We start from the raw sequence: 25,238 nt of genomic DNA, 5'->3' as shown, positions 1-25,238 counted from the left end.
GGGGCCCGTAGGAGAGACGCCCACGTCACGGTCGGAGTTGCCTTGGGAACACATTGATCCGCAGAGGATCGTATGAGATCCGACACCTTCTGTCACGGCGGCCGCCGAAGGGCGCATCCCCCTCGGCGGCGGAAGGCGTCACCGGCCGCCCGACCCCGGGACGACCAGACCGTTCTCGTAGGCGTAGACCACCGCCTGGACGCGGTCGCGCAGCCCCAGCTTGGCCAGCACCCTGCCCACGTGTGTCTTGACCGTGGTCTCGCCGACCACCAGCCGGTCGGCGATCTCGGCGTTGGACAGGCCGCGCGCCAGCAGGCGCAGCACCTCGCGTTCCCGCCCGGTCAGCCGCTCCAGGCCGGGCGGGACGGCGTCCGGGGGGTCCGGCGGCAGGGCGGCGAAGCGGTCCAGCAGCCGCCGCGTCACCGAGGGGGAGAGGACGGCCGAGCCGTCGGCGACCACCCGGACCGCGCGCAGCAGCTCCTCGGCGGGGGTGTCCCGGAGCAGCAGACCGCTGGCCCCCGAGCGCAGCGCCTCGACCACGGCGCCGTCCGGGACGGCCGCGGAGGCCACCGCCAGGACCCGGACGGTCTGCTCCGCCCCGGCCGCCCAGCCCAGGGCCCCGCGGGTGAGGCCGGCGCCGCCTCCACCGGGCAGGCACAGGTCGGTCAGCACCACGTCGGGCAGCAGCCGCCGGACCGAGGACAGCGCCGCGCGGACGTCGGCGGCCTCACCGACCACGCTCAGCCGCGGATCGGACTCCACGACGAGCCGCAGCCCCGCGCGGACCAGCGGCTGACCGTCGGCGAGCAGGACACGGACGGGCACGGGCCCGTCCTCAGTCGGCCGCGGACCCGGCATCCGCCTCGGCGGCGTCGCCGGGCAGCGGCGGGGGAGTGCCGTCGAAGGCGGGGCACAGCGCCCGGTGGTCGCACCAGCCGCACAGCGGAGAGCGGCGGGGCAGCCAGCGCCCCGAACGGGCGGTCGCGGTGATGTCGTCCCACACCGAGCGGATGTGCGCCTCGGCGTTGCGCAGCTCCTCCTCGGTGGGGTCGTACCAGCGCGTCGTGCCGTCGCCCAGGTACAGCAGCTGCAGTCGGTCGGGGACGCGGCCGGTGTCACGCCACAGCATCACGCCGTAGAAGAAGATCTGGAACCGGGCCTTGTCCTCGTAGCGCTCCCGGGGCCGTCTGCCCGTCTTGTAGTCGACGATCCGGACCCGGCCCCCCGGGGCGACGTCGACGCGGTCGACGTAGCCGAGCAGCCGCGGCCCCGACTCCAGGGGGACCTCCATGCGCAGCTCCCGGTGGCGCGGCTCCAGCCGCTGCGGACTCTCCATGTCGAAGTAGCGCCGCACCAGCGCGCGCGCCTCGGCCAGCCAGGCCTGCACCGCCTCCTCGTCGGGAAACATCTCCACGACCTCGGGCTCGCGTTCGCGCAGTCCACGCCACTGCGGCTCCAGCAGCGCCAGCGCGGAGTCGGGGGTGCGCGTCTCGGCGGGCAGCTCGAACAGCCGCTCCAGCACCGCGTGCACCAGGGTGCCGCGCTTGGCCGCCGGACTGGGCCGTTCCGGCAGGCGGTCGATCACCCGGAACCGGAACAGCAGCGGGCACTGCATGAAGTCGGCGGCGCGCGACGGTGACAGGGACCGGATCGGCGGGGTGGACGGGGCGGGACTCATGGTCCATCACCTTAGCCGCTGTCGACGACAGCGGCCGGGGGCGCCGAAAGCGTGGCCTGGAGGTGCCGAAAGCGTAGCCTGGAGGGGTGAACCAACCAGACGGAGCCGACAACAGCCGCCCCGAGACCCCCCGTCCCAAAGAAGGCGGCGGAGGGCTGCGGGTGGGACGCCCCTTCGGAATCCCCGTCCACGTCACCCCCTCCTGGGCGGTCATCGCGATCCTGCTCACCCTGCTCTACCAGCCGGTGGTCGAGGACACCCTGGCCCTGGGCGCCGCCTCCTACCTGGTGGCCCTCGTCTTCGCCGTGCTGCTGTACGCCTCGGTGCTGGTGCACGAACTCGCGCACAGCGTGGTCGCGCGCCACTACGGGCTGCCGGTGCGCCGCATCACCCTCTACATGCTCGGCGGGGTCTCGGAGATCGAACGCGAGGCCGAGAAGCCGGGCCAGGAGTTCTGGATCGCCTTCAGCGGTCCGCTGCTGTCGCTGGTCCTGGCCGCGGCCGGGTTCGTCGGCTACCTGCTGGCGGCCCCCGACACCATCGTCGGGGTGCTGGTGTGGCAACTGTGGGTGGCCAACCTCCTGGTGGGCGTCTTCAACCTGCTGCCCGGGCTGCCGCTGGACGGCGGTCGGATCCTGCGCGCGGGTGTGTGGGCGCTCACCCGGCGCTCCCTGACCGGCACGGTCGCGGCGGCGTGGGCGGGCCGGATCCTGGGGGCCGTGGTGGTCGCGCTGCCGTTCGTCTACTCCTGGGTGCTGTGGGGCACCACCCCCGGCGTCTTCGCGATCGTGTGGTCGGTGCTGCTGGGCACGTTCATCTGGGTGAACGCCTCCACCGCGCTGCGCGCGGCCAGGGTGCGCGCCCGCCTGCCGGAACTGGCCGCCCGCGACCTGGCCCGGAGCACGGTCACGGTCGCCGCGGACACGCCCCTGGCCGAGGCGCTGCGCCGCCGCGCCGAGGCCGACGCCCACGCGGTCCTCGTGGTCGACTCCGCCGGAACGCCCACCTCGCTGGTCGACAACGCCGCGGCCGCCGCGGTGCCCGAGGAGCGCCGCCCGTGGCTGTCGGCCGCCGACACCGCCCGGGCGCTCACCCCCGAGACGGTGCTCCCGGCCGACATCGGGGGGCAGCGGCTGCTGGACACCGTGAACGCCCGCCCGGTCTCCCAGTACCTGCTGGTCGAACCCGACGGCCGCGCCGCCGGGGTGCTGTACGCGGCCGACGTCCGCCGGGCGGTGCAGGCCCCCGGCCGCTGACCACCGCGGGACCGCGCACTCCGGGCGCGCGGCCCCGCAAGACGGCGGAATCAGGCCAGGACCACCGGCAGCAGCGTCAGTCCGTAGCGCGTCCCCACCGCGACGAACACCACGGCGGCCAGGGCGACCAGCGTGTGGTGGACCCGCGCGGCAACTCCCCACCAGCGGCCCGCCCACGCCCACACGGCGCAGCCCAGCGCCACCGCCGCGGCCGCCGCGGCGACGGTCAGCGGGGCGGTCAGCAGCGGCGACCCCTCCATGACCAGGGTCCCCAACAGGTCCTGGTCGCTCGCCAGGATCATCGCCACGGCCGTGAACCCCAGGCAGACCGCGGCCGCGAGCGCGGCCGTCCACCGGGCGACGCGGGCAGCGGTGGGAGCGCTCCCAGTCCGGCCGCGCACCCTGCGCACCACAGCCGCCACCGGCCACGCCAACGCGGTCGACATGACCAGGAGCGCCGCGCCGGCCGCGGCGAGGTGCAGGACGGGCTCGTTGTACCAGGGCATCCTCTCGTAGTTCTGCGACGGGAGGAAGTCCAGGCCCAGTCCGACGACCTCGCCGTCCCGCTCGATGAACGCCAGATGGTCGCCCTCCTCGGTGCGGAACAGGCCCGGTCCGACCCGCGTCCAGTGGAACTCGCCCAGCACCGAGTGGGCGGTGTGCAGTCCGTCGGCGGTGGCCTCCACCGTGACCGTGTCGAAGGCGGAGAACAGCGCGCTGAGGTCGCCCCGTCCGGTGCGGGTCGTGGTGTAGACGCCCTCGTAGCGTTCCAGGTCCGCCCGGGAGGCCGCCGGAACCTCCGCGCCGGACTCCTGCTCCCCGGGCCCGGCGAACTCGGTCAGGAACTCCTCGACGATGCGGTGGCGGGCGTCGGAGAGGATGTTCTCCGGCTCCTCGGGGTCGGGGCCGCCGTCACCGTTGACCGCCACGAAGACGCCCAGGTCCTCCTCGGGAACGATCAGGTAGTGGGTGTGCGCGCCGTCGAGGTCGCCGCCGTGGCCGACAGAGCGCGGCCCCGGGAAGGAGTCCTCCCAGGTCCCGTAGCCGCTGCCCCCCACCTTCCCGTGCGCGCCCGCCTGGTGCGCGGTCATCTCCGCCACGCTCTCGGCGGACAGCACGCGCGTGCCGTCGAGTTCGCCCCCGTCCAGCAGTGCGAGCATGTAGCGCGCCATGTCGGACGCGGTGGCGTAGGCGCCGCCCGCGGGGGACTGGTTCACGTACATGTCGGCGACCTCGACGTCGGGCGAGGTGCCGTACAGGGTGGGCGCGTTCAGGGTCTCGGCGGCCTCGTCGGGGTGGAGGAAGCCGCTGCGGTCCATGCCGAGGGGGCCGAAGACGTTCTCGTCGGCGTACTCGGCGAACGGGACCCCGGAGACCTCCTGGACGACCAGTCCGGCCAGGGTGGTCCCGTAGTTGGAGTAGGCCACGAACTTCCCGGGCTCATACACCCGCTCCGGCCGGTGCTCGACGACGTAGTCGGTCAGCGACAGCGTCTCCGCGCGGCTGCGGGCGAACATGCCGGTCACGGCCTCCTCGAAACCCGCGGTGTGGGTGAGCAGGTGGTGCAGGGTGACCGGCCTGCCGGGGTGGGTGTCAGGCAGGCGCGCCTTCTCGGGCAGGTACTCGTTGACGTCGGCGTGCAGATCCACCCGGCCCTGCTCCGCCAGTTGCAGCACGGCGACCGCGGTGAAGGACTTGCTGATCGAGGCCAGCGGGAAGGAGTCGTTCGCGACGTCGACGGGTGTTGCGGAGGCGACGTCGGCCAGCCCGTAGCCGCCCGCGAAGACCTCCTCGCCGTCGGCGACGACGGAGACCACCGCCCCGGGCACGTCGTGCTCCTCCAGGATCTCGGGCACCCGTCCGTCGAGGAACTCCCGCACGTTCTCGGGGGTCGGCTCGGCGGGGGAGTCGGCGGCCCACGCGGCCGGGCCGGCGGCGAGCGCGAGTCCGACGGTCAGCGCCGCGGACGCGCCGAGGGAGAGGACAGATCGTGTACGTGGTGACACCGCACCGGCTCCTCGTGGCTCCGGGAGCCCGGGCGGCTCCCTCTCAGCACACGAAACTAGGGACTCGGTGGAGGCCGGGGCGGTTACGCGGCCACCACATCCCGGGTGGTGGCAGCGCCACCGTGCCAGCACGCGGGCCGAGGCGAAGAACGCGCCCCGACCGGGTCAGCGGCGCGCTCCGGGCGGCCAGACGATCCGCACCGGGCAGCGGCGCTCCCTGGCGTGGGCCACGATGTCCGCGGTGCCGCCGGGGCCCCGGGCGGGCGCGCCGTCCCACACCGCCACCAGCACGTCGCAGGACTCCACCAGCAGACGGCCCGCCGCCAGGTGCGCCTCGGGGGTGGACTCGGTGAAGGGCAGCCGCCGCACCGCCGCCGCCCGCGCCAGCAGCGCGTCGTAGACGGCGTGGTGCTCGGCGGGCAGCGAGTCGCGGTACCCCGAGGCGGGCACGACCACCTCCAGCGTGCCGCCCGACTCCAGCAGGACGCGGGCGAACAGCGTGTCGGCGCCGTCGGCGAGACAGGACAGCCCCGTCGGGGCGGGACCGAACGCCGCCAGGAGCTCCCGGAGGCCGACCGTGACGAGCCGTGAGGTCTCGGCGGGCAGCCCCCGGTGGCCGGTGACCGCGACACGCCGCGCGCTCACGTCCCGAGCCTCCCCGTGACCAGGGCCATCAACTGCTCGTCGAGCGCACTCACACACCGGGCCTGCGGGCCCCGGTAGTCGCGCCGGAACCGCCGCACCCGGTTGATGACCTTCTCGGAGCGGTAGACCGCCCCGATGCGCAGGGCCTCGGAGGCCAGGCGGAAGGCCTCGTCCACGTCCCCGGCGTCGGCGTGCGCCGACGCCAGTTCCACCATCAGCAGCGACCGCTGCTTGGGAGCCGGGGACGTCCGGGCGAACGCCTCGGAGAACGCGGAGCGGGCCTCGTGGGGACGGCGCAGCCGCACCGCGGCCAGTGCCCGGTAACCGGCGACCTTGGCCGCGTCGAAGGGGAAGACCCACGGCCACGGCGGCCCGGTGTTGGCGGAACTCTCCACCTCCGCCTCGGCTGAGGCGAGTTCCCGCTGGGCGGACACGGCGTCCCCCAGACCCGCGTGGCCGAGCGCGCGCACGCACGACAGCCAGGCCCGCGCGGTGGGGTGGGCGCCGGCACCCAGCCACCGGGCGGCCTCGTGGGCCAGCCCCAACCCCAGCAGCGGGTCGTCGGAGTCCATCTCGAAGAGGGCCAGACTGCCGAGCATGTAGACGGGCAGCAGTTCGGAGTCGGACTGGCGGGCGTGCTCGACGGCCCGGCGGTAGAACAGGCGCGCCGATCCCACGTCGCCCATGTCGGCGTGCAGCCAGGCGGCGAATCCCGCGGCCTCGCTGGCGGCGGCCGCGATCCCCGTGGCGAGGGGGGTCCTGCGGGCCCGGAACAGGGTCCGCGAGGACAGCTCCAGGTGGGCCAGAGCCGCCTTGGCCAGGTCGCGGGACGGTGAGGAGGCGTCCAGTCTGCGTTGGCCTCCGATGATGGCGCGCAGAGTCGCCACCGTCTCCCCGTCGACGTCTCCCACCGCCGAGGCGTTCGGCAGCGGGAGCGCCGCAAAGGCGACGGCCTTGGTGAAATCTCGACGTCGCGTTGGACCCGCCCCCTTCGTCCGGCCCGCCGCGTCCGCGACGGGAGGGCGTGACATCGCCGACGGCCCGGAAACGGGGCTCGCCGGAGCGAACCGCAGCAGGTGGATCGGAATCCCCAGCCGCTCGCAGACCTCCCTGACCTGGTCCAGGGTGAGCGACTGCTGGCCGTTGACGACTCGGGACACCCAGCTCTGGCTGTAGCCGACCGTCCGTGCCAGGTCGGCCTGGGACCACCCCCGGGCGAGCCGGACGGCTTCCACGATCGCCGCCATGTCACAGGTGGCCAGTGCGGCGGCCACCGCGGGGCGGGTCCAGAAGTCCACGGGCAAGGTGCCTTCACGCTGGGGCATGAGCCTAGGTTAAAGACTTGACCTGGGGTTTGCGGCTATCTGCAAAAGAAATACGGTCATGCGAGAGGCGCATAAAGGTTTCCTCCTGGGTGACGGGACGGGCACAGTCAAGAGTCAGAGGTCCCGTCTTCGTGAGACCTCGGAGTGGAGGGGGAAGCAAGTGACCATCGAGATGCCGCCCAGAAGAACACCGGCGCAGTCCCGGACCGCCCACAGGTTCGACGGGCACCGCGGTGACGCGCAGTGGAGTCGGGCGCTGTGCGCCCTCGACGCGAATCTACGCCGGTCGGGGCTGGAGACGAGGCTGAACAGCCAGATCGGAGCGGTCGACGCCGTGCTCCGCGGCGTCGGCGGAGCGGAGACGGCCAAAACGCAGCGCACCGTCCTGCGGCCGCACCGAGGCCGGCTCTGGTGGTGGCTGCGGGTGCCGCCGCAGGACGCGGGCGCGCCCTTCCTGACCCCGCTGGCGCCGGCGACCGAACCGGCCGCCGCGGCCCGCCGCATCCGCGGCCTGCTCGCCCCGCGCCGGGGCTGACCCGCCCTCGGACTCCCCGAGTCGGCGGCGGCGACGCGGAGACCGGGAGAGACCGCCCATCCCCCCGAACAGGACCGACCGCGCCCGGTCACCCGGACACCCCCCGCGGGGGACGCCGCCTGACGTCCCCCCGGACCGGTCGCACGGTCGCTCAGCAGCCCAGCCGCTCCGCGGCCAGCACCGCCGCCCCCACGATCCCCGCGGTGTTGCGCAGCTGCGCCGGGACGATCGGCGTGCGCAGGCGGAGATGGGGCAGGAACCTGTCGGCCTTGCGGCTCACCCCGCCGCCGACCACGATCAGGTCGGGCCACAGCAGGTCCTCGACCACCGAGTAGTAGCGCTGCAGCCGCTCCTCGGCCCACTGCTGGTAGGACAGGTCCTCGCGTTCCCGGGCGCTGGAGGCGGCCCGCGTCTCGGCGTCGTGGCCGTCGATCTCCAGGTGCCCGAACTCGGTGTTGGGCACCAGCACGCCGTTCACCAGGAGCGCCGTCCCGATCCCGGTGCCCAGGGTGGTCAGCAGCACCACCCCGTCGACGCCGGCCGCGGCGCCGTGGCGGTGCTCGGCCACCGCCGCGGCGTCGGCGTCGTTGACCACCAGGACCCGCCGCTCCGTCGCCTTGGCCAGCAGTTCCGCGACGTCCGTGCCGATCCACGAGTGGTCCACGTTGGCGGCGCTGCGCGCGATCCCGTGCTGGATGACCGCGGGGAAGGTCACCCCCAGCGGGCAGTCCCCGGACACGTGGTCGGGGAAGGCCGCGGCGATCTCGGCCACCACCGAGGCCACCGCCTCGGGGGTGGAGGGCTGGGGGGTGGCGATCTTGAGCCGGTCGACCACGAACGTCCCGCTGTCCAGGTCCACCGGGGCGCCCTTGATGCCGCTGCCGCCGATGTCGATGCCGAGTCCGATCCGCGAAGTGGGACGCGTCATCAGGTCTTCCGCCTCTCTCGTCACCCTGCCTTGGCAGGTGTATTTAATCCTGTTCCTGCCCGTCCTTCGGCGGTTACGCCGCAAACCGGTCGTGCGGATAGGCTGGACGACCGGCCCGAAGCACCCTAGACCCACGAAAGAGACGACATCAGTGACCGGCATCCACGGCCGCCGCGGCCCCTTCGCCGAGGGCGACATCGTGCAGCTGACCGACCCCAAGGGGCGGATGCACACCATCACCCTGCGCGCCGGCACGGCGTTCCACACCCACCGGGGGCGGCTCGACCACGACGACCTGATCGGACGGCCCGAGGGCAGCGTCGTGACCGCCAGTTCGGGCATCGCCTACGTCGCCCTGCGCCCGCTGCTGGCGGACTTCACCCTGTCGATGAAGCGCGGCGCCACCATCGTCTATCCGAAGGACGCCGCCCAGATCGTCGCGCAGGCCGACATCTTCCCCGGCGCCCGGGTGCTGGAGGCCGGGGTCGGCTCGGGTGCGCTGACCTGCTGGCTGCTGCGCGCCGCCGGTGAGCGCGGCCACGTCTCCTCCTACGAGCGCCGCGCCGACTTCGCCGAGATCGCCCGCGCCAACGTCACCCGGTTCTTCGGCGCCGAACCCGAGGCCTGGCGGCTCACCGTGGGCGACCTCGCCGAGAGCCTGGACGAGGGCGACTTCGACCGGGTGATCCTGGACATGCTCTCGCCCTGGGAGTGCCTGGACGCCGTCGCCAAGGCGCTGAACCCCGGAGGGCTCATCTGCGTCTACGTGGCCACCACCACGCAGCTCTCCCGCGTCGTGGAGGGACTGCGCGAGCACGGCTCCTTCCACGAGCCCCACCCCTTCGAGACCATGCTGCGCACCTGGCACGTCGAGGGGCTGGCGGTGCGTCCGGACCACCGCATGATCGGGCACACCGGTTTCCTGGTCACCGCCCGCAGGCTCGCCGACGACGTGACCGCGCCCGAACGGCGCCGCCGCCCCGCGAAGGGGGCCTACGGACAGGACTACACGGGCGCCCGGGGGGCTCTCGGCGAGGCCGCGGGGGCGCCCGAGGAGGACAAGGGACGATAAGGCGACCGGACGTTACGTTCTCATTACGCCGCAGCCCGAATACCGGGTCTGAGCTCGTTGTTTGCAAGATCAAAGCGTGGAGTCACCCACACTCGGCACGATCGACAGGTTAGGAACGGGGCCTGGGTAGGTAGGCTCGGGAATAGATTTTTCCTCTTAACGGGAGGTGGCGGACGTGGCCGATCGCGATGACGAGCGTCATGCAGAGCGCGACCGTGACGAACTCATGGCTCAGGTCTCCTACCTGGAAAAGGAGCTCAGCGTCCTGCGGCGTAAGCTCGCCGACTCCCCTCGGCACGTGCGACTGCTCGAAGACCGGATCCAGGAGGTGCAGACCGCTCTGGCGGCGACGACCGCCAAGAACGAGCGGCTGGCCTCGGCTCTGAAGGAGGCCCGCGACCAGATCGTGGCCCTCAAGGAGGAGGTCGACCGACTCTCCCAGCCGCCTTCCGGATTCGGGGTCTTCCTGGGCGCACGTGACGACGAGACCGTCGAGATCTTCACCAACGGTCGCAAGATGCGGGTGAACGTGAGCCCGTCGGTCGACATCGACGACCTCAGGGCGGGCCAGGAGGTGATGCTGAACGAGGCGTTCAACATCATCGAGGCGGCCTCCTACGAGACCGTCGGCGAGGTCGTCATGCTCAAGGAGATCCTCGAGGACGGCGACCGTGTCCTGGTCATCTCCAACCACGACGAGGAGCGGATCGTCCGCGTCGCCGAGCCGCTGCGCGACGAACCGCTGCGCGCGGGCGACTCCCTGCTGCTGGAGCCCCGGTCGGGCTACGTCTACGAGCGCATCCCCAAGTCCGAGGTCGAGGAGCTGATCCTGGAGGAGGTGCCCGACATCTCCTACACCGACATCGGCGGCCTCGCCGGGCAGATCGAGCTGATCCGCGACGCGGTCGAACTGCCCTACCTGTACAAGGAGCTGTTCTACGAGCACAAGCTGCGTCCGCCCAAGGGCGTGCTGCTGTACGGCCCGCCCGGATGCGGCAAGACGCTCATCGCCAAGGCGGTCGCCAACTCGCTGGCCAAGCAGGTGGCGCAGAAGACCGGCCGCGACGTCGGCAAGAGCTTCTTCCTCAACATCAAGGGCCCCGAACTGCTCAACAAGTACGTCGGCGAGACCGAGCGGCACATCCGGCTGGTCTTCCAGCGCGCCCGCGAGAAGGCCAGCGAGGGCACGCCGGTGATCGTGTTCTTCGACGAGATGGACTCCATCTTCCGCACCCGCGGGTCGGGCGTGTCCAGCGACGTCGAGAACACCATCGTGCCGCAGCTGCTCAGCGAGATCGACGGTGTCGAGGGCCTGGAGAACGTCATCGTCATCGGCGCGTCCAACCGCGAGGACATGATCGACCCGGCGATCCTGCGCCCGGGACGCCTGGACGTCAAGATCAAGATCGAGCGGCCCGACGCCGAGGCGGCCCGCGACATCTTCTCCAAGTACATCACCCCCGACCTGCCGCTGCACGTCGACGACCTCGCCGAGCACGGCGGATCACCCACCGCGACGGTCAACGCGATGATCCAGCGGGTGGTCGAGCGGATGTACGCCGAGTCCGAGGAGAACCGCTTCCTGGAGGTCACCTACGCCAACGGCGACAAGGAGGTCCTCTACTTCAAGGACTTCAACTCCGGCGCCATGATCCAGAACATCGTGGACCGGGCCAAGAAGATGGCCATCAAGGACTACCTCGACAACGGCGCGCGCGGCCTGCGCGTCTCGCACCTGCTCCAGGCGTGCGTCGACGAGTTCAGCGAGAACGAGGACCTGCCCAACACCACCAACCCCGACGACTGGGCGCGCATCTCCGGCAAGAAGGGCGAGCGCATCGTCTACATCCGGACCCTGGTCTCGGGTAAGAAGGGCGCCGACTCCGGCCGCTCCATCGACACCGTGCCCAACACCGGCCAGTACCTGTAGGAACACGGGTTCGCGGGGGCTCACCGGACAACCGGTGGGCCCCCGTCCGTTCGTGTCGCTCCCTGACCCCGTGGTGGCATGGGGGCGGCGTCTACCGGGAGGACCGAGCCGGATCTCTCGCACCCGGCAGCCGCTCTACCCATCCCTTCCCCTCGGCCGCGATTCCCTCCAGGAGGCGCATCGAGTGGCTGAACCCCGATGCGTCGAGGTTTCCTCTGAAGAGATCCTCGGGGTCTTCTTCGGGAAGGTACGAGAACGGTTCCTCCCGAGGGGAGGTGATTTCCTTGGAGGTGCCGTCCATGAGGGTGAGTGTCAGAGCGATTCCGGACTTCTCATCCTCTTCCACGAAGACTGACGAGATGGCGTCGAAGCGGAAGTTGTACCGCTCTCTGATGCTGGACCGAGCCTGTTGGTAGTCGAGGTCGACAACAACTTCCCGGACTCCTTCTTCGGTGATCAGAAACACTCGGATTTCATATCTTGAATAGCGCCACTGTCCCTTCTTCTCGCGCTTCTGCTTGCAGGGTCTTCCCGGGGAGAGCAGGAAGAAGTGAGAGATGATGTCATGCCACTTCAGCCGGTGGTGGCGGAGGACCTGGTCGAGGATGACCGTCCGGTCGGAGTTGAGCCATAGCTCCATCTCCTTTTCGGTGGGGCGGATGTCATCCAACTTCTTCTTCCAGCGGTGGTACTCGGCGCTGCGCTCCTCCCTGATGCGTTCGGTTTCCTTCTTGTCTTCGATGCGGCGTCGGAGCGTGCTGGCGACGCCGGTCCACAGCGGCACCGCGAACCACGCGCTCACCGAGGCGAGGAGCGTGGTGAGCGCCGCGGTGAACGGGTGCGTTTGGAATGCTGTGACGGTCAGGGTGATGACCGCCGCGGCCGCGACGGCCGAGGAGAGCACGCACCAGGTTTTCGACGCGGTTGCCACCTTGTACCGTTCACGGTGTTCCAGCAGCGTTCCGGACTGCCAGCGCCGCCTGACGTCACGGGCCAGATAGCGGATCAGCCACTCGATCCTTTCTGCTTTGACCCTGCTCTCCCGGTAGAGTTCGACGGTTTCGTTGCGAAGCGTCCGGCGTATCCCGGCCGTTCTGGTGAGCCAGGCGTCCCTGCCGATGGAAACAGGGCGGTACTTGGCAAAGTAATGCTCGAATAAGTGGTCTATCTGGTTGGCGAATCCGTGTTCGGGAGGGGAGGTGCTCCGGGGCGGTGCGGCATGGTCGCGCTCCTTCTCCCACAGGCGCTTCTGGTTGTAGTACCAGAAGAAACCGCTGCGGGCCGCGGAGTACCCAGAGGCCAGTGCCAGAAGGAAGGAGAGCACCGGACGCGGGTCGGCGGTCGCCAGCAGCGGGAACCAGTTGAAACAAACTGCGGTCAGGAACAAGGCCGACCAGGCACCGGCCTGGGCGTAGTCGCTGGGCGGAACGCTCCTGTAGAGATCGCGGACCCGAGGGGGGATCGGATCAGGTTCGAAGTAGGCCCACACCCGTTCGGTGCGGTCTTCGCTGGTTCTCGCCTTCTCGGCCGCCCGGCAGGTTTCGGCCCACAGACTCTCTTTGACGCCTCCGCTGAGCACCATGTCGAGGTGGCGAAGGATCTGGTCGTGCTGCTGGCGCGGCAGAGTACGGAGTCCCTTGATGGCGGTGTCGGCGTTGTCCGCGGTCCCCTCCACGCAGCGGAGCAGACCGAAGACCACCTCCAGAGCGCGTTTCCACTCGTCGTCGGGGTGTCTGCCGAGTTCGGCCGAGGTCCGGCGGAGACTCTCGCGTTCCTCTGTGGTGAGCGCGTGCAGGGAGCGTTTGCTCAGGAGGGCGAGAACCCAGTGGAACCGCACCTCTGCGCTGTCGTGTCCCTCGGCGACGGCCTCGCCGATCAGTGCTCGGGCCTGGGAGGGGACGCCGTTGTCGAGGTACCTGAGGCCGACCTCGTACTTGCGCTGCGGTGGGGAGTTCGGGAAGACCTGGTAGATGGTCGAGTCGTGGATCTGTCCGGCCTGGACTCCCACGAAGGAGTCGGTCGCCGTGTTGGCGGTGTGGCTGGCGGTCACGACAGTCCCTGGATCGCGGCGATGAGGGCGGCGACCTTCGCGGCCAGTTCCGTGAAGCCCTCGAGCCGCCCGCGGAGCTGCCGGAGCGCGAGGGAGGACATGCTCCTGCTCTGCGGGGTGCCTTCCTCCAGGGCCTTGCCGGCCAGGTCGAGTTCCGCCTGGGCCGCCTGGTAGGTGGGCTCGTCGAGCCTGCCCGAGGAGCGCTCCCGCAGCAGGTCGCCGCGGAGCGCGGCCAGATCGGCGGCGAGGGTGCCACCCGTCGGTTGGGGGGAGGAGATTCCCACGGAGACGGTGCTGCCGGTGATGCTGCCCGCCTGGATTCCGATCTGGCTGTTGTGGGCGGTGTTCACCACGGAGCCGCTGCTGGGCTGGGGGGTTTCGGGCATGGGGTTCTCCCGGTCGTTGAGGAGTTCTTCGGCGAGTCGGAGGGCGAAGGCGGCGGCGTTCGCCGCGGCGACCGGCTGCCAGGCGCGGTCGTCCCCGGTGTTCTTGGTGCCGTCGGCTCGGTCGCTGATGCCGCGGACCACCGCCACGGGGGAGCCGCTGAGGTGGCCGGCCTGGGCCACGCCTGCGGACTCCATCTCGATGGCGAGCGCGTCGTTGTAGGTCTGGCGGATCCAGCGCGCCTCGTGGGAGATCCGGGAGTTCTGCACGATCTCCCCGGCGGCGATGGGTCCGAAGTGGGCCTTGGGGCTGGGGTGGTCGGGGTGCGCCGTGGCGGTCCAGTCGGCGGTCCTGCCGAGGTAGGTGCCGAGCTGGATGATCTCGTGGGCGGTCTCCCAGCTCCGGGGACGGGCCTTGAGGCCGTCGTCCTCGCTGGTGCCGCCGTGGTAGGCGTAGACGTGGGTGGCCATGACGACGTCGCCCAGCGGAGGAGTGTCCCACAGGGCGCCGGCCACGCCGACGAACATGAGCGCCGCGGGGGAGAACTCCTGGACAGCCCGTTCAGCCAGGACCGCGGCGGTGTGGTTGCCTTTGCCGGTGAGCCCGAGCGCCACGGGAAGCCGTGTGCCCGGAAGGAAGCCGGTCTCGAACCGTGTCCCCCGCGCGTGGCGGTGCGGGCGGAGACGGTCCAGGTGGCGGCGGACGGCTTCGTACTCGAGGTTGAGAGCGGTGAGGATCACCACCGGCTGGTCGGTCATTGGTCGCTCCTGCTCACTGTCCGGAGTGGGGTCGGTTCAGCGGGGGAGACAGCACGGTCTGCGGTCCGGAGCGGAAGAGCTGTGCGGGGCGGCCCTTGGTGGTCCGCCGTTCCGCTCCGGCCGCGACGATGAATCCGGGCACGCCTCGGACCTTTCGGTAGAAGTTGCGCGGATCGAGGCTGACCCCCCATACCGCCTCGTAGACCTGTTGCAGTTCCGCGATGGTGAAGGTCTCGTCGCAGAAGGCGGTGGCCAGCGAGGAGTGTTCGAGTTTGGTGCGGGCGCGCTCGATTCCGTCGGTGAGGATCTGTCGGTGGTCGAAGGCGAGTTCGAGACGTCCCGAATCGATGTCCCGGACGGGGGTCCAGGCGGCTCCCGCCGCGTCGGTTCCCGCTTCCGGTTCCGGGAGTCCGGGGGCGATGGCCAGATAGGCCACGGAGACGACCCGTCCCCGCGGATCCCGGTCGGGGGCTCCGTAGGCGCCCAGTTGTTCCAGGTGCAGGTGTGCTGCGTTGAGGTTCGCCTCCTCGCGCAGTTCACGGTGGGCTGCCGCGCACAGATCCTCGTCTGCGTTGTTGAGAAAACCTCCGGGGAGCGCGTAGCGGCCCTTGTACGGCTCGATTCCTCGTTCGACGAGAAGAACGTGGAGCTGTGCGGAACGAAGCGTCAGGATGACCAGGTCAACCGCGAGCAGGATGGGAGGGGGTTTCCAGGGGGTGCCGGACATGACAGCCAACGTACCTTACTGTCATCCTGACAGGAAGGAAGTTTCGTTCTGTTTCTGTGGAGGCGGAGAAAAAGGGTGTCCCTAATTTTTTTCTGGTGACAGATTTTGGTTTGTCCGTTTTGTCGAGCTGGGTGGCGGGGTGCGGAAGGAACACCGGGGAAGGGCGAGGGCTGTCCGGCATCCGGGAGCGCACCCGACCGCACCGGGGGGCGACACGGCGGCTCCGCGCCGACCGCCGGAGTGCTCCCGGCCGGGCCGAGCGGCGGCCCCGCCCGGTGCCGGAGAGGACGGAAGCGTCGGTGCGGCCGCCGCGGGGACGGGACGAACACGGCTGTTCGGGCACAATTCGGCGGGTCGCGCATCAAAGCATGCCTCGCTGGATACCCTTCACAACATGACTGTGCGGCGGATTATGGGCATCGAGACCGAGTACGGCATCTCCGTGCCCGGCAACCCCGGTGCCAATGCGATGGTGACCTCGACCCAGGTGGTCAACGCCTATCTGGCGGCCTCGGCCGCGCGGGCGCGCAAGGCCCGCTGGGACTTCGAGGAGGAGAACCCGCTGCGTGACGCGCGCGGCTTCGACCTCGCGCGCGAAACCGCGGACCCGACCCAGTTGACCGACGAGGACCTGGGGCTGGCCAACGTCATCCTCACCAACGGGGCGCGGCTGTACGTCGACCACGCCCACCCCGAGTACTCCGCGCCCGAGGTCACCAATCCCCGCGACGCGGTGCTGTGGGACAAAGCGGGGGAGCGGGTCATGGCCGACGCGGCCAGACGCGCCTCGGCCGTCCCCACGGCCGAGCCCATCCAGCTGTACAAGAACAACACCGACAACAAGGGCGCCTCCTACGGCTGCCACGAGAACTACCTGATGCGCCGCTCCACCCCGTTCGCGGAGATCGTGCAGCACCTCATCCCGTTCTTCGTCTCCCGCCAGGTCGTGTGCGGCGCGGGCCGGGTCGGCATCGGCGTCGACGCCCGCGAGGCGGGGTTCCAGGTCAGCCAGCGCGCCGACTTCTTCGAGGTCGAGGTGGGGCTGGAGACCACCCTGAAGCGGCCCATCATCAACACCCGCGACGAGCCGCACGCCGACCCCGACAAGTACCGGCGGCTGCACGTCATCATCGGCGACGCCAACATGAGCGAGGTCTCCACCTACCTCAAGCTGGGAACCACCTCGATCGTGCTGTCGATGATCGAGGACGGCTTCCTCACCTCCGACCTGTCGCTGGAGACCCCGGTCGCCGACCTGCGGGCCGTCTCGCACGACCCCGGCCTCACCCACCAGGTCCGGCTGCGCGACGGGCGGCGCATGACCGCGCTGCAGTTGCAGGGCGAGTACCTGGAGCAGGCCCGCAAGTACGTCGAGGACCGCTACGGCGCCGACGTCGATTCCGACACCGCCGACGTGCTCGACCGCTGGGAGGCGGTCCTGACCACCCTGGCCGACGACCCCATGCGGCTGGCCGACCAGCTCGACTGGGTGGCCAAGCTGAAGATCCTGGAGGGCTACCGCTCCCGCGACGACCTGGACTGGGGCCACCACCGGCTGCAACTGGTCGACCTGCAGTACTCCGACGTGCGCGAGGACCGGGGGCTGTACAACCGGCTGGTGGCGCGCGGGCGCATGCGGCGGCTCCTCGACGAGGCCGAGGTGCGGCGGGCCGTCACCGAACCGCCCGTCGACACCCGCGCCTACTTCCGGGGACGCTGCCTGGCCAAGTACGCCGACTCCGTCGCCGCGGCGTCGTGGGACTCGGTCATCTTCGACATCCCCGGCTACGACTCCCTGCAGCGCGTGCCCACGCTGGAGCCGCTGCGCGGCACCAGGGAGCACGTGGGGGCGCTGCTGGACCGCTCCGACACCGCCGCGGACCTGGTGGCCACCCTGACCGGCGGCAGGCGCTGAGGCGGCGGCGCGGCGTCCGGGACGGCCGACCGCGCCCGGGGCCACGGGGACGGGAAGGGGGAGCCGCGTCGGCGGCTCCCCCTCGCGCGCTGCCCCGGGCCGCGGGGCGGCTCAGGCTCCGGTGGTCCGCATGTAGGCGGTGAACTCCTCCAGGGAGATCAGCCCGTCGCCGTCGGAGTCGATGCCGCGCACGGCCGCCACGGCCTGCTCCTCGCTGATCGGCGAGCCCAGCACCTCCATCAGCCGCCCCATCTCCCGTGCCGAGATGCGCTGGTCGTCGTCGCTGTCGACGAGGTCGAACGTCGCCGCGTACTCGTTGCTGTCGGCCACCGCCGCCCCCTTTCCGGCTCTTCGCCCGTTGCCGTGATCCCGATGCGTGGACGATCGGTACCCTACAGCCGCGCCGGGGGCGGAAGGGGGGCGACGGACAGGGGGACAAGACGGAAAAAACGGACGCGTTTTTCCCTGTGCCGTAGGCGATGGCGGGCGCGTCGCCGCTGTTCAAACGTGTGTACGGGCGCCGCACCGGGTAACGTGCGCAAAACAGACGCCTTGATCGAGGTTGAGCGGGGCGTCGAATGGCCAAGATAGAGGCGAGAGCTCGACAACAGGGAGGAGCCTCCACATGGCGACCAGGGAAACCGGGGGTCACAAGCACGCCACTCGGCACGACGAGGAGATCGAAGAGGTCGAGGCGGGTACCGAGGCCGCAGCACGCAACGAGAAGCTGTCCGAGGACGTCGACGACATCCTGGACGAGATCGACGAGGTGCTGGAGACCAACTCCGAGGACTTCGTGCGGCAGTTCGTGCAGAAGGGTGGCCAGTAGGAGGCACCGGCACGGGCGGCTCCGGACGCCCTCCGCCGGTCCCGCGCAGCAGTTCGCTGAAAGAGAAGTCCTCGTCGGCGGGTACCTCCGTGTCCTGCGCTGTCAGTAGGGTCACAGCAAGGCAACCGAACAAGTCCGCAGCGTCCCGTCCGCCCTCGCGGGCGGGACGCCATCGAAGGGAGTCGCGTGTCTGAAGCGTTCATGGGCAGTGGACGGCTGCCCTCCGCATTCATGAGTCCGGGAACCTCGTCGTTCGTCGACTTCCTGAACCAGGTGAGTCCCGACCGGCTGCCCAACCTCGCCGACCTTCCCTCGAACGGTTCCCCCGCCCACCTGACCCCCGAGGCCACCACGATCGTGGCCATGGTCTTCCCCGGCGGCGTCGTCCTGGCGGGTGACCGCAGGGCCACCTCCGGCAACGTGATCGCCAACCGCGACATGGACAAGCTCTTCCGCACCGACGAGTTCTCCGCGGTCGCCATCGCGGGCGCGGCCGGGATCGGCATCGAACTGGCCAGGCTCTTCCAGGTGGAGTTGGAGCACTACGAGAAGCGCGAGGGCCGTCCGCTGTCGCTGGAGGGCAAGGCCAACCGGCTGGCCACCATGATCCGCTCCAACCTGGGGCTGGCCATGCAGGGGTTCGTGGTGGTCCCGCTGCTCGTGGGCTACGACACCGCCCGCGGCGAGGGGCGGATCTTCAGCTACGACCCGGTGGGCGGACGCTACGAGGAGCACCGCTACCACTCCATCGGCTCGGGCTCGACCTACGCCAGGGGAGCGCTCAAGAAGCTCTACCGAGACGACCTCACCGAGACCGACGCCGCGCTGGTCGCGCTGCAGGCGCTCTACGACGCCGCCGACGACGACTCCGCCACGGGCGGTCCCGACCTGCACCGCAAGATCTACCCGCTGGTCGACGTCATCACCGAGGACGGACACCGCAGGATGTCCTCGGAGGAGGTCGAGTCGCTGGCGGAGACGGTCGTGGCCGGACGTTCCGAGCGTCCCGACGGCCCCACCGCTCCGGTGCGCTGACCCAGTCGTCCCCGCTTTTCGACCAGTAAAGGAAACCACACCGGTGTCGATGCCGTTCTACGTCTCGCCCGAACAGATCATGAAGGACAAGGCGGACTACGCGCGTAAGGGAATCGCGCGGGGCCGCAGCGCCGTCGTGTTGCAGTACGACGGCGGCATCCTGTTCGTGGCGGACAACATGTCCCGGACCCTGCACAAGATCAGTGAGCTCTACGACCGGGTGGCCTTCGCCGCGGTCGGCCGCTACAACGAGTTCGAGAACCTGCGCCTGGCGGGGGTCCGCTTCGCCGACATGCACGGCTACACCTACGACCGCAGCGACGTGACCGGCCAGATGCTGGCCAACGCCTACGCCCAGACCCTGGGCGCGGTCTTCACCGAGAGCAACAAGCCCTGGGAGGTCGAGATCGTCGTCGGGGAGGTCGGCGACACCCCCGACACCGACCAGATCTACCGCATCACGTTCGACGGCTCGGTGGTGGACGAGCACGACTTCCTGGCGATGGGAGGCTCGGCCGAGCGGGTCACCGCGGCGTTGCGGGAACGGTACGTCAAGAACGCGTCCCTGACCGAGGCGCTGCAGGTCGCGGTGCACGGTCTGGCGCACGAGAACGGTGAACGGCGCGAACTGCAGGCCACCAGCCTGGAGGTGGCGGTGCTGGAACGCTCGCGGCCGCACCGCAAGTTCCGTCGCATTCAGGGAGACCGTCTGGTCCGGATGCTCGAACAGGCCAACGCGGCCGTCGAGGAGACCGCGCCGCAGACGCCCGACGACGGCGGCGCCACTGACGGAGTGTGATTCGGCAGGCGCCGCGGCCGACGGGTCCGCGGCGCCGCGGACGGGAAGGACAGGTGAGGCCGCGTGGAACGTCGCATCTTCGGTCTGGAGAACGAGTACGGGGTCACCTGCACGTTCCGGGGGCAGCGGCGGCTGTCGCCGGACGAGGTGGCCCGCTATCTGTTCCGTCGGGTGGTGTCGTGGGGGCGCAGCTCCAACGTGTTCCTGCGCAACGGCGCGCGGCTCTACCTGGACGTGGGTTCCCATCCCGAGTACGCCACCCCCGAATGCGACAGCCTGGTCGACCTGGTTGCGCACGACAAGGCCGGTGAGCGCATCCTGGAGGGGCTGCAGGTCGACGCCGAGCAGCGCCTGCACGAGGAGGGCATCGCCGGGGACATCTACCTGTTCAAGAACAACACCGACTCGGCGGGCAACTCCTACGGCTGCCACGAGAACTACCTGGTGGGGCGGCACGGCGAGTTCGGGAGACTGGCCGACATCCTCATCCCGTTCCTGGTGACCCGCCAGATCATCTGCGGCGCGGGCAAGGTGCTGCAGACCCCGCGGGGGGCGCTGTACTGCGTGAGCCAGCGCGCCGAGCACATCTGGGAGGGCGTGTCCTCGGCCACCACCCGGTCCCGTCCCATCATCAACACCCGCGACGAGCCGCACGCCGACGCCGAGCGGTTCCGGCGGCTGCACGTCATCGTGGGCGACTCCAACATGAGCGAGACCACGACCCTGCTCAAGCTCGCCTCCACCGACCTGGTGCTGCGCATGATCGAGGCGAACGTGGTCATGCGCGACTACACGCTGGAGAACCCGATCCGGGCGATCCGCGAGGTCAGCCACGACATGACGGGCCGCCGCAAGGTGCGGCTGGCCAACGGCCGCGAGGCCAGCGCGCTGGAGATCCAGCGCGAGTACCTGGAGAAGGTGCAGAACTTCGCCGACCGCAACGGGGTCGACGCCACCGGCAAGCGGGTGCTGGAGCTGTGGCAGCGCACCCTGGAGGCGGTCGAGACCGGCAACCTGGACCTGGTGGCGCGCGAGATCGACTGGGTGGCCAAGTACCAGTTGCTGGAGCGCTACCGCGCCAAGCACGGGCTGAGCCTGTCGTCGCCCCGGGTGGCCCAGCTCGACCTGACCTACCACGACATCCACCGCGACCGGGGGCTGTTCTACCTGATGCAGCGGCGCGGGCAGATGGAGCGGGTCGTCAGCGACCTGAAGATCTTCGAGGCCAAGTCGGTGCCGCCGCAGACCACCCGGGCCCGGCTGCGCGGCGAGTTCATCAAGAAGGCGCAGGAGAAGCGCCGCGACTTCACGGTGGACTGGGTGCACCTCAAGCTCAACGACCAGGCCCAGCGCACCGTGCTGTGCAAGGACCCCTTCAAGGCCCTCGACGAGCGGGTCGAGAAGCTCATCGCGGGCATGTGAGCCGTCGGCCGTGTCCGCCGCCCGCGGCGGACACGGTGCCCGCGGCCCGAGGACTCAGTCGGCCCCGGAGGCGTTCGGGGAACCGCCGACGGCGTGACGCAGCAGGTCCTCGGCGGTCTGGTCCATGTGGGCGGCCATCGCGGCCCGCGCCGCGGCGGGGGAGCCGGCGGAGATCTCCGCCAGGATGCGGTGGTGGTGCCGCTGGGCGCGCAGGCGGACCGGGGCGACGCCCGCGGCGCGGGCGTGCAGCCGCAGCAGCATCCGGTCCAGCGGCCCGCACACCGCGGGGACGAACACGTTGCCGCAGGAGCGCAGGATCGTCTCGTGGAAGGCGGCGTCGGCCCGGGCGAAGGCGGCGGCGTCGTGCGCGGTGGCGGCCTTGTCCATCTCCGCCACGTGCGAGCCCAGCAGGGCGAGGTCGGCGTCGCTGCGGCGTCTGGCGCACAGTTCGGCCGCTCCGGCCTCCAGCATGCGCCGCACCTCGAACAGCCCCAGCGCCGCGGTGTCCGTTCCCGCGCGGCGGCCCGCCATCCGCAGGACGAGTTCCAGGTCGGTCCAGTGGTCGGGGGCGTTGACGTAGGTGCCTCGTCCGCGTTTGACCCGGACGATGTTCTTGGTCCGCAGCACCTTGACCGCCTCGCGCACGGTCAGGCGGCTGACGTCGGCCTGTGCGGCGATCTCGGCCTCGGACGGCAGTGCCTCGTCCACCGCGAGTTCGCCGCGTACCACCTGGTCGAGCAGCCGGTCGGCCAGGCGGTCGGCCAGGCTCTCACTCCCCATGCACGGATACCTCTGACAGTTCGGTTTCCGTGAAATTAACACCCCCATCACTCAATGTGCAAGACATCACATCGAGAGTTGTGTGGGGTGGAATGTCCGGTGCGGGAGGGGCGGGGGTCCAGCGGTCCGGGGCGCGGGGTGCCACGGGTCGGTGGCGGCGGCGAGGCGCGCCTCCGCCGTCCCGCCCCTCACTCGGGGGCCGGTACGCCCAGAGGCCCCGAGGGCGAGGTCACCCGGAGCCTCCCCTGGAGTCGGGGCCGCACGTCCCCTGGACCGGGGGCGCCTGGAACCCCTTCCGGGGCGGGGCGGCCCGTGTCCTCCCGGCTCCCGGCCGGTGGAAGGTCACCATTCGGCGAACGAGCCGTCGGGGTGGCGCCACACGGGGCCGCGCCAGTCGGGGACCGATCCGTCGGCGGCGCGCACCGCGCGCTCGTCCACGGTGATGCCCAGCCCCGGCGCGGTCGGCCGGGCCAGGCAGCCGTCGGTGAAAGCGAACACCTCGGGGTCGACCAGGTAGTCCAGGACGTCGGCGCCCCGGTTGTAGTGGATGCCGATGCTCTGCTCCTGGATCAGGAAGTTGGGCACGCAGCAGGCGATCTGCAGGCTGGCGGCCAGCGACACCGGACCCAGCGGGCAGTGCGGGGCGAGCAGGACGTCGAAGGTCTCGGCGAGCGCGGCGATGCGGCGCACCTCGGAGACGCCGCCCGCGTGCGACAGGTCCGGCTGCAGCACCGCGATTCCCGCCTGGAGCGCGGGCAGTACGTCGGAGCGGGAGAACAGCCGCTCCCCGGTGGCGATGGGCACCGTGGTCGCGGCGACCACGTCGCCGATGCGGTGGGTGTGCTCCGGCAGCACCGGCTCCTCGACGAACAGGGGGTGCAGCGGGGCCAGGTGCTCGATGGTCCGCCGCGCGTTGGCGGTGGTGAAGCGGCCGTGGAAGTCCACGGCGAAGTCCCGGTCGGGGCCCAGCGCCGCGCGCGCCGCCGCCGCGCGCTCCACGACCCGGTCGATGTCGCGGGGGGTGGCGATCGGGTCCATGCGGCCCGAGGCGTTCATCTTCACGGCGGTGAACCCCGCCTCGACCCGCTCGGCCACCGCCTCGGCGATCTGGGTGGGCTCGTCGCCGCCCACCCAGCCGTAGGAGCGCACCCTCTCGCGCACCGGACCGCCGAGCATGACGTGTACCGGCACGCCCAGGACCCTGCCCGCGATGTCCCACAGCGCCTGGTCGAGTCCGGCCACCGCGCTGGACAGCACCGGGCCGCCTCGGTAGAAGGACGCCTTGGTCATCAGTTGCCAGTGGTCCTCGATACGCATCGGATCGCGGCCCACGAGCAGTTCGGCGAGTTCGTGCACCGCGGTGCGCACGGTGGAGGCGCGCCCCTCCACGACGGGTTCGCCCCATCCCACCACGCCGTCGTCGGTCTCCACCCGGCACAGCAGCCAGCGCGGGGGAACGGCGAAGGTCTCGATCCGGGCGATCTTCACGTGCGGTCCTTCCTGTCGGGGGGTGCGGAACCGGGGGAGGCCAGACGGCGGGCGTCGGCGGCGGAGGCGGCCAGCAGGGCGCGCATGGCGGCCTCGGCCGCGTCGGCGTCGCGGGCGCGGACGGCGTCGCGGACCGCCCGGTGGGCGGGGATCGGGTCGGCCGCGGGGTCGGCCGAGTGCACGAGGACGTCGCGTTCGACCAGGCCGGGCGCGACCAGTACGTCCATGCGGGCCAGCAGTTCGTTGCCCGAGGCGGCCAGCAGGCTCCGGTGGAACTCCAGGTCGGCGAGCGCGTGCGCGCGGGGGTCGTCCCGGGTGCGCACCATGCGCTCCAGCGCTCTGTTCAGGGCCGTGAGCTGGGAGGCGGTGTGGCGCAGCGCCGCGTAGCGCGCGGCGGCGGGCTCGACCAGGGCGCGCAGCTCGGCCAGGTCGTCCATCAGCCGGGCGGTGTCGCCGCCGGTGGCGCGCCAGCGCGCCACGTCCGCGTCCAGCAGGTTCCACTCCGAGCGGGCCCGGACGAAGGTGCCGCGCTTCTGCCGGGAGTCCAGCAGGCCCTTGGCGGCGAGCACCCGCACGCTCTCGCGCAGCACGCTCATGCTCACCCCGAGCTCCTCGCCGAGGGCGCGCAGGTCCAGGACGGCGCCCTCGGGCAGCGTCCCGCCCGCGACGCGTTCGCCCAGCAGTTCGACGATCTGGCCGTGGATGCCCCGGCCGGCGTAGGCGGTCACGGTCAGGCCGAGGTCTTGTAGGAGGTCCAGCCGCCGTCGACGAGCAGGGCCGTCCCGGTGACGTAGGAGGCGTCGGCCGAGAGCAGGAAGGCGACCGCGGCGGCGACCTCGTCGGGAGCGCCGAGGCGGCGGGCCACGGTCTGCTCGGCGCTCGCGCGCACGTCCTCCTCGCTGACGTCGTCCCAGGCCCGGGTGCGGATCGGGCCGGGCAGGACGCTGTTGACGCGCACCCGGGGCCCGTACTCCACCGCCAGTTGGCGGGCCAGACCGGTCAGTCCCGCCTTGGCCGCGGCGTAGGCGGGGCGGCCGGGCAGGCCGACGAGCGCGTGCACCGAGGAGACCGCCACCACGCTGCCGCCGCGCGCCCGCAGGTCGTCCAGGCAGGCGCGCACGCCCAGGAACGTGGCGGTCAGCGTCACGGCCAGTTGCGCGTTCCAGTCGTCGAGCGAGGTGCGGTGCGCGGGGGCGATGGTGACCCGGTAGGCGTTGCTGACCAGGGCGTCGACGGGGCCGAACGCGCTGTTGGCGACCTGGACGGCTCGCGCCCAGGACGCCTCGTCGGAGACGTCGCAGTGCGCGAAGAGCGCCCGGTGGCCGTGCGCGCGCAGGTCGGCGGCCACCCGCTCGCCGCGCTCGGTGTCGATGTCGGTGAGCACGACCGCGGCGCCCTCGGCGGCCAGACGGCGTGCGGTCGCCGCCCCGATCCCGCCGGCGGCACCGGTGACGAGGGCGGTGCGGCCGGTGAAACGGGAGGCGTTGACGGCCGGGGGGGCGGGCTGGGTCACGGCGTTCTCCGAGGCGAAGGGCAGAGCGCGGCATTAATTATGAATTAATTTTGCGGCGCAGGTCACCGGGGCGCAAGGGGGTATCGGTGAAATCACCGGTTCGGTCTGCGAACGCTTCCCGGTGACCCAGCTCATAGGTAACTTGAGGTCCCGGCGGCGCTGT

At 71.1% G+C, this 25,238-nt stretch carries 23 protein-coding genes; 9 read left to right on the top strand and 14 right to left on the bottom strand.

The window, feature by feature from the left end; translation table 11 throughout:
* Window positions 1-138: 138 nt before the first annotated feature.
* A complete protein-coding gene (locus NI17_RS11180; protein WP_068691002.1) occupies window positions 139-825 on the bottom strand; it encodes a LuxR C-terminal-related transcriptional regulator in 687 nt (228 codons plus the stop codon).
* Window positions 826-835: 10 nt separating this feature from the next.
* Entirely contained in the window at window positions 836-1,678 is an 843-nt protein-coding gene (locus NI17_RS11175) for a RecB family exonuclease (protein ID WP_068690826.1), read from the bottom strand.
* A gap of 86 nt (window positions 1,679-1,764) precedes the next feature.
* On the opposite strand from NI17_RS11175, the gene NI17_RS11170 reads away from it, so the two are divergent.
* Window positions 1,765-2,934 (top strand): site-2 protease family protein, encoded by a 1,170-nt coding sequence (locus tag NI17_RS11170; RefSeq protein WP_243597686.1) that lies wholly within the window; start codon window positions 1,765-1,767, stop codon window positions 2,932-2,934.
* Window positions 2,935-2,984: 50 nt separating this feature from the next.
* Here the strand turns inward: NI17_RS11170 and NI17_RS11165 are convergent, their stop codons facing one another.
* The 3 genes from NI17_RS11165 to NI17_RS11155 all read right to left on the bottom strand — a co-directional run bounded on the left by NI17_RS11165 (window position 2,985) and on the right by NI17_RS11155 (window position 6,910).
* Window positions 2,985-4,940 carry a serine hydrolase domain-containing protein gene (locus NI17_RS11165; RefSeq protein ID WP_068690828.1) on the bottom strand — a complete coding sequence of 652 codons (1,956 nt, stop codon included), beginning with the start codon at window positions 4,938-4,940 and terminating at the stop codon, window positions 2,985-2,987.
* Window positions 4,941-5,105: 165 nt separating this feature from the next.
* Entirely contained in the window at window positions 5,106-5,585 is a 480-nt protein-coding gene (locus tag NI17_RS11160; RefSeq protein ID WP_068690830.1) for a hypothetical protein, read from the bottom strand.
* Window positions 5,582-6,910: a helix-turn-helix domain-containing protein gene (locus tag NI17_RS11155; protein WP_199860018.1), complete on the bottom strand. Its 1,329-nt coding sequence runs from the start codon at window positions 6,908-6,910 to the stop codon at window positions 5,582-5,584. The genes NI17_RS11160 and NI17_RS11155 overlap by 4 nt, the downstream gene beginning before the upstream one ends.
* Before the next feature lie 160 nt (window positions 6,911-7,070).
* Here NI17_RS11155 and NI17_RS11150 point away from each other — a divergent pair, with 160 nt between their 5' ends.
* A complete protein-coding gene (locus NI17_RS11150) occupies window positions 7,071-7,445 on the top strand; it encodes a hypothetical protein (RefSeq protein ID WP_234401884.1) in 375 nt (124 codons plus the stop codon).
* A gap of 151 nt (window positions 7,446-7,596) precedes the next feature.
* Here the strand turns inward: NI17_RS11150 and ppgK are convergent, their stop codons facing one another.
* Entirely contained in the window at window positions 7,597-8,373 is a 777-nt protein-coding gene (gene ppgK, locus NI17_RS11145) for a polyphosphate--glucose phosphotransferase (protein ID WP_068690832.1), read from the bottom strand.
* A 151-nt stretch (window positions 8,374-8,524) separates the two neighbouring features.
* Between ppgK and NI17_RS11140 the strand changes: the two genes are divergently transcribed.
* Together NI17_RS11140 and arc are read left to right on the top strand one after the other, a co-directional pair.
* Window positions 8,525-9,445, top strand: coding sequence for a tRNA (adenine-N1)-methyltransferase (locus tag NI17_RS11140; RefSeq protein WP_068690834.1), 921 nt, complete (start codon window positions 8,525-8,527; stop codon window positions 9,443-9,445).
* Window positions 9,446-9,611: 166 nt separating this feature from the next.
* On the top strand, window positions 9,612-11,375 hold the full coding sequence (gene arc, locus NI17_RS11135) for a proteasome ATPase (RefSeq protein ID WP_199860019.1): 1,764 nt from the start codon (window positions 9,612-9,614) through the stop codon (window positions 11,373-11,375).
* 91 nt (window positions 11,376-11,466) lie between these two features.
* On the opposite strand, the gene NI17_RS11130 is transcribed toward arc, so the two are convergent.
* Genes NI17_RS11130 through NI17_RS11120 form a run of 3 tightly spaced genes read right to left on the bottom strand, consistent with a single transcriptional unit; the run spans window position 11,467 to window position 15,294 of the window.
* Complete coding sequence (locus tag NI17_RS11130) at window positions 11,467-13,425, bottom strand: hypothetical protein (protein WP_068690836.1); 1,959 nt, start codon at window positions 13,423-13,425, stop codon at window positions 11,467-11,469.
* Entirely contained in the window at window positions 13,422-14,567 is a 1,146-nt protein-coding gene (locus NI17_RS11125; protein WP_068690838.1) for a 5'-methylthioadenosine/S-adenosylhomocysteine nucleosidase family protein, read from the bottom strand. Before NI17_RS11125 ends, NI17_RS11130 begins: the two co-directional genes overlap by 4 nt.
* A gap of 13 nt (window positions 14,568-14,580) precedes the next feature.
* Complete coding sequence (locus tag NI17_RS11120; RefSeq protein ID WP_068690840.1) at window positions 14,581-15,294, bottom strand: NUDIX hydrolase; 714 nt, start codon at window positions 15,292-15,294, stop codon at window positions 14,581-14,583.
* A 394-nt stretch (window positions 15,295-15,688) separates the two neighbouring features.
* Between NI17_RS11120 and dop the strand changes: the two genes are divergently transcribed.
* Complete coding sequence (dop, locus tag NI17_RS11115) at window positions 15,689-17,209, top strand: depupylase/deamidase Dop (protein WP_341721522.1); 1,521 nt, start codon at window positions 15,689-15,691, stop codon at window positions 17,207-17,209.
* Window positions 17,210-17,320: 111 nt separating this feature from the next.
* Here the strand turns inward: dop and NI17_RS11110 are convergent, their stop codons facing one another.
* Window positions 17,321-17,539 (bottom strand): EF-hand domain-containing protein, encoded by a 219-nt coding sequence (locus tag NI17_RS11110; RefSeq protein ID WP_068690844.1) that lies wholly within the window; start codon window positions 17,537-17,539, stop codon window positions 17,321-17,323.
* 295 nt (window positions 17,540-17,834) lie between these two features.
* On the opposite strand from NI17_RS11110, the gene NI17_RS11105 reads away from it, so the two are divergent.
* From NI17_RS11105 to pafA, 4 genes are all read left to right on the top strand, one after another.
* Window positions 17,835-18,038 (top strand): ubiquitin-like protein Pup, encoded by a 204-nt coding sequence (locus tag NI17_RS11105; protein WP_068690846.1) that lies wholly within the window; start codon window positions 17,835-17,837, stop codon window positions 18,036-18,038.
* 186 nt (window positions 18,039-18,224) lie between these two features.
* Window positions 18,225-19,073, top strand: coding sequence for a proteasome subunit beta (prcB, locus tag NI17_RS11100; protein WP_068690848.1), 849 nt, complete (start codon window positions 18,225-18,227; stop codon window positions 19,071-19,073).
* A 49-nt stretch (window positions 19,074-19,122) separates the two neighbouring features.
* Window positions 19,123-19,872 (top strand): proteasome subunit alpha, encoded by a 750-nt coding sequence (prcA, locus tag NI17_RS11095; protein WP_068691011.1) that lies wholly within the window; start codon window positions 19,123-19,125, stop codon window positions 19,870-19,872.
* Window positions 19,873-19,935: 63 nt separating this feature from the next.
* Window positions 19,936-21,294: a Pup--protein ligase gene (gene pafA, locus NI17_RS11090; protein WP_068690852.1), complete on the top strand. Its 1,359-nt coding sequence runs from the start codon at window positions 19,936-19,938 to the stop codon at window positions 21,292-21,294.
* A 54-nt stretch (window positions 21,295-21,348) separates the two neighbouring features.
* Here pafA and NI17_RS11085 read toward each other — a convergent pair whose 3' ends face one another.
* From NI17_RS11085 to NI17_RS11070, 4 genes are all read right to left on the bottom strand, one after another.
* The gene (locus tag NI17_RS11085) at window positions 21,349-22,074 is read right to left on the bottom strand and encodes a FadR/GntR family transcriptional regulator (protein ID WP_068690854.1); all 726 of its coding nucleotides are present in this window, start codon (window positions 22,072-22,074) and stop codon (window positions 21,349-21,351) included.
* Window positions 22,075-22,416: 342 nt separating this feature from the next.
* Window positions 22,417-23,562, bottom strand: coding sequence for a galactonate dehydratase (gene dgoD, locus NI17_RS11080; protein ID WP_068690856.1), 1,146 nt, complete (start codon window positions 23,560-23,562; stop codon window positions 22,417-22,419).
* A complete protein-coding gene (locus NI17_RS11075; protein WP_068690858.1) occupies window positions 23,559-24,290 on the bottom strand; it encodes a FadR/GntR family transcriptional regulator in 732 nt (243 codons plus the stop codon). The genes dgoD and NI17_RS11075 overlap by 4 nt, the downstream gene beginning before the upstream one ends.
* 2 nt (window positions 24,291-24,292) lie before the next feature.
* Window positions 24,293-25,075 carry an SDR family NAD(P)-dependent oxidoreductase gene (locus NI17_RS11070; protein ID WP_068690860.1) on the bottom strand — a complete coding sequence of 261 codons (783 nt, stop codon included), beginning with the start codon at window positions 25,073-25,075 and terminating at the stop codon, window positions 24,293-24,295.
* Window positions 25,076-25,238 lie beyond the last annotated feature (163 nt).

The sequence above is a fragment of the Thermobifida halotolerans genome, assembly GCF_003574835.2.
Lineage (GTDB): Bacteria > Actinomycetota > Actinomycetes > Streptosporangiales > Streptosporangiaceae > Thermobifida > Thermobifida halotolerans.
Note: the sequence above shows the minus strand (reverse complement) of the source record. Positions and strands in the feature narration are given on the sequence as shown.

Coding starts and splice junctions, on each gene's coding strand:
- NI17_RS11175 (WP_068690826.1), bottom strand. CDS start 1,678: ATGAGTCCCGCCCCGTCCACCCCGCCGATCCGGTCCCTGTCACCGTCG.
- NI17_RS11155 (WP_199860018.1), bottom strand. CDS start 6,910: ATGCCCCAGCGTGAAGGCACCTTGCCCGTGGACTTCTGGACCCGCCCC.
- ppgK (WP_068690832.1), bottom strand. CDS start 8,373: ATGACGCGTCCCACTTCGCGGATCGGACTCGGCATCGACATCGGCGGC.
- NI17_RS11125 (WP_068690838.1), bottom strand. CDS start 14,567: ATGACCGACCAGCCGGTGGTGATCCTCACCGCTCTCAACCTCGAGTAC.
- NI17_RS11120 (WP_068690840.1), bottom strand. CDS start 15,294: ATGTCCGGCACCCCCTGGAAACCCCCTCCCATCCTGCTCGCGGTTGAC.
- dop (WP_341721522.1), top strand. CDS start 15,689: ATGACTGTGCGGCGGATTATGGGCATCGAGACCGAGTACGGCATCTCC.
- NI17_RS11105 (WP_068690846.1), top strand. CDS start 17,835: ATGGCGACCAGGGAAACCGGGGGTCACAAGCACGCCACTCGGCACGAC.
- prcA (WP_068691011.1), top strand. CDS start 19,123: ATGCCGTTCTACGTCTCGCCCGAACAGATCATGAAGGACAAGGCGGAC.
- NI17_RS11085 (WP_068690854.1), bottom strand. CDS start 22,074: ATGGGGAGTGAGAGCCTGGCCGACCGCCTGGCCGACCGGCTGCTCGAC.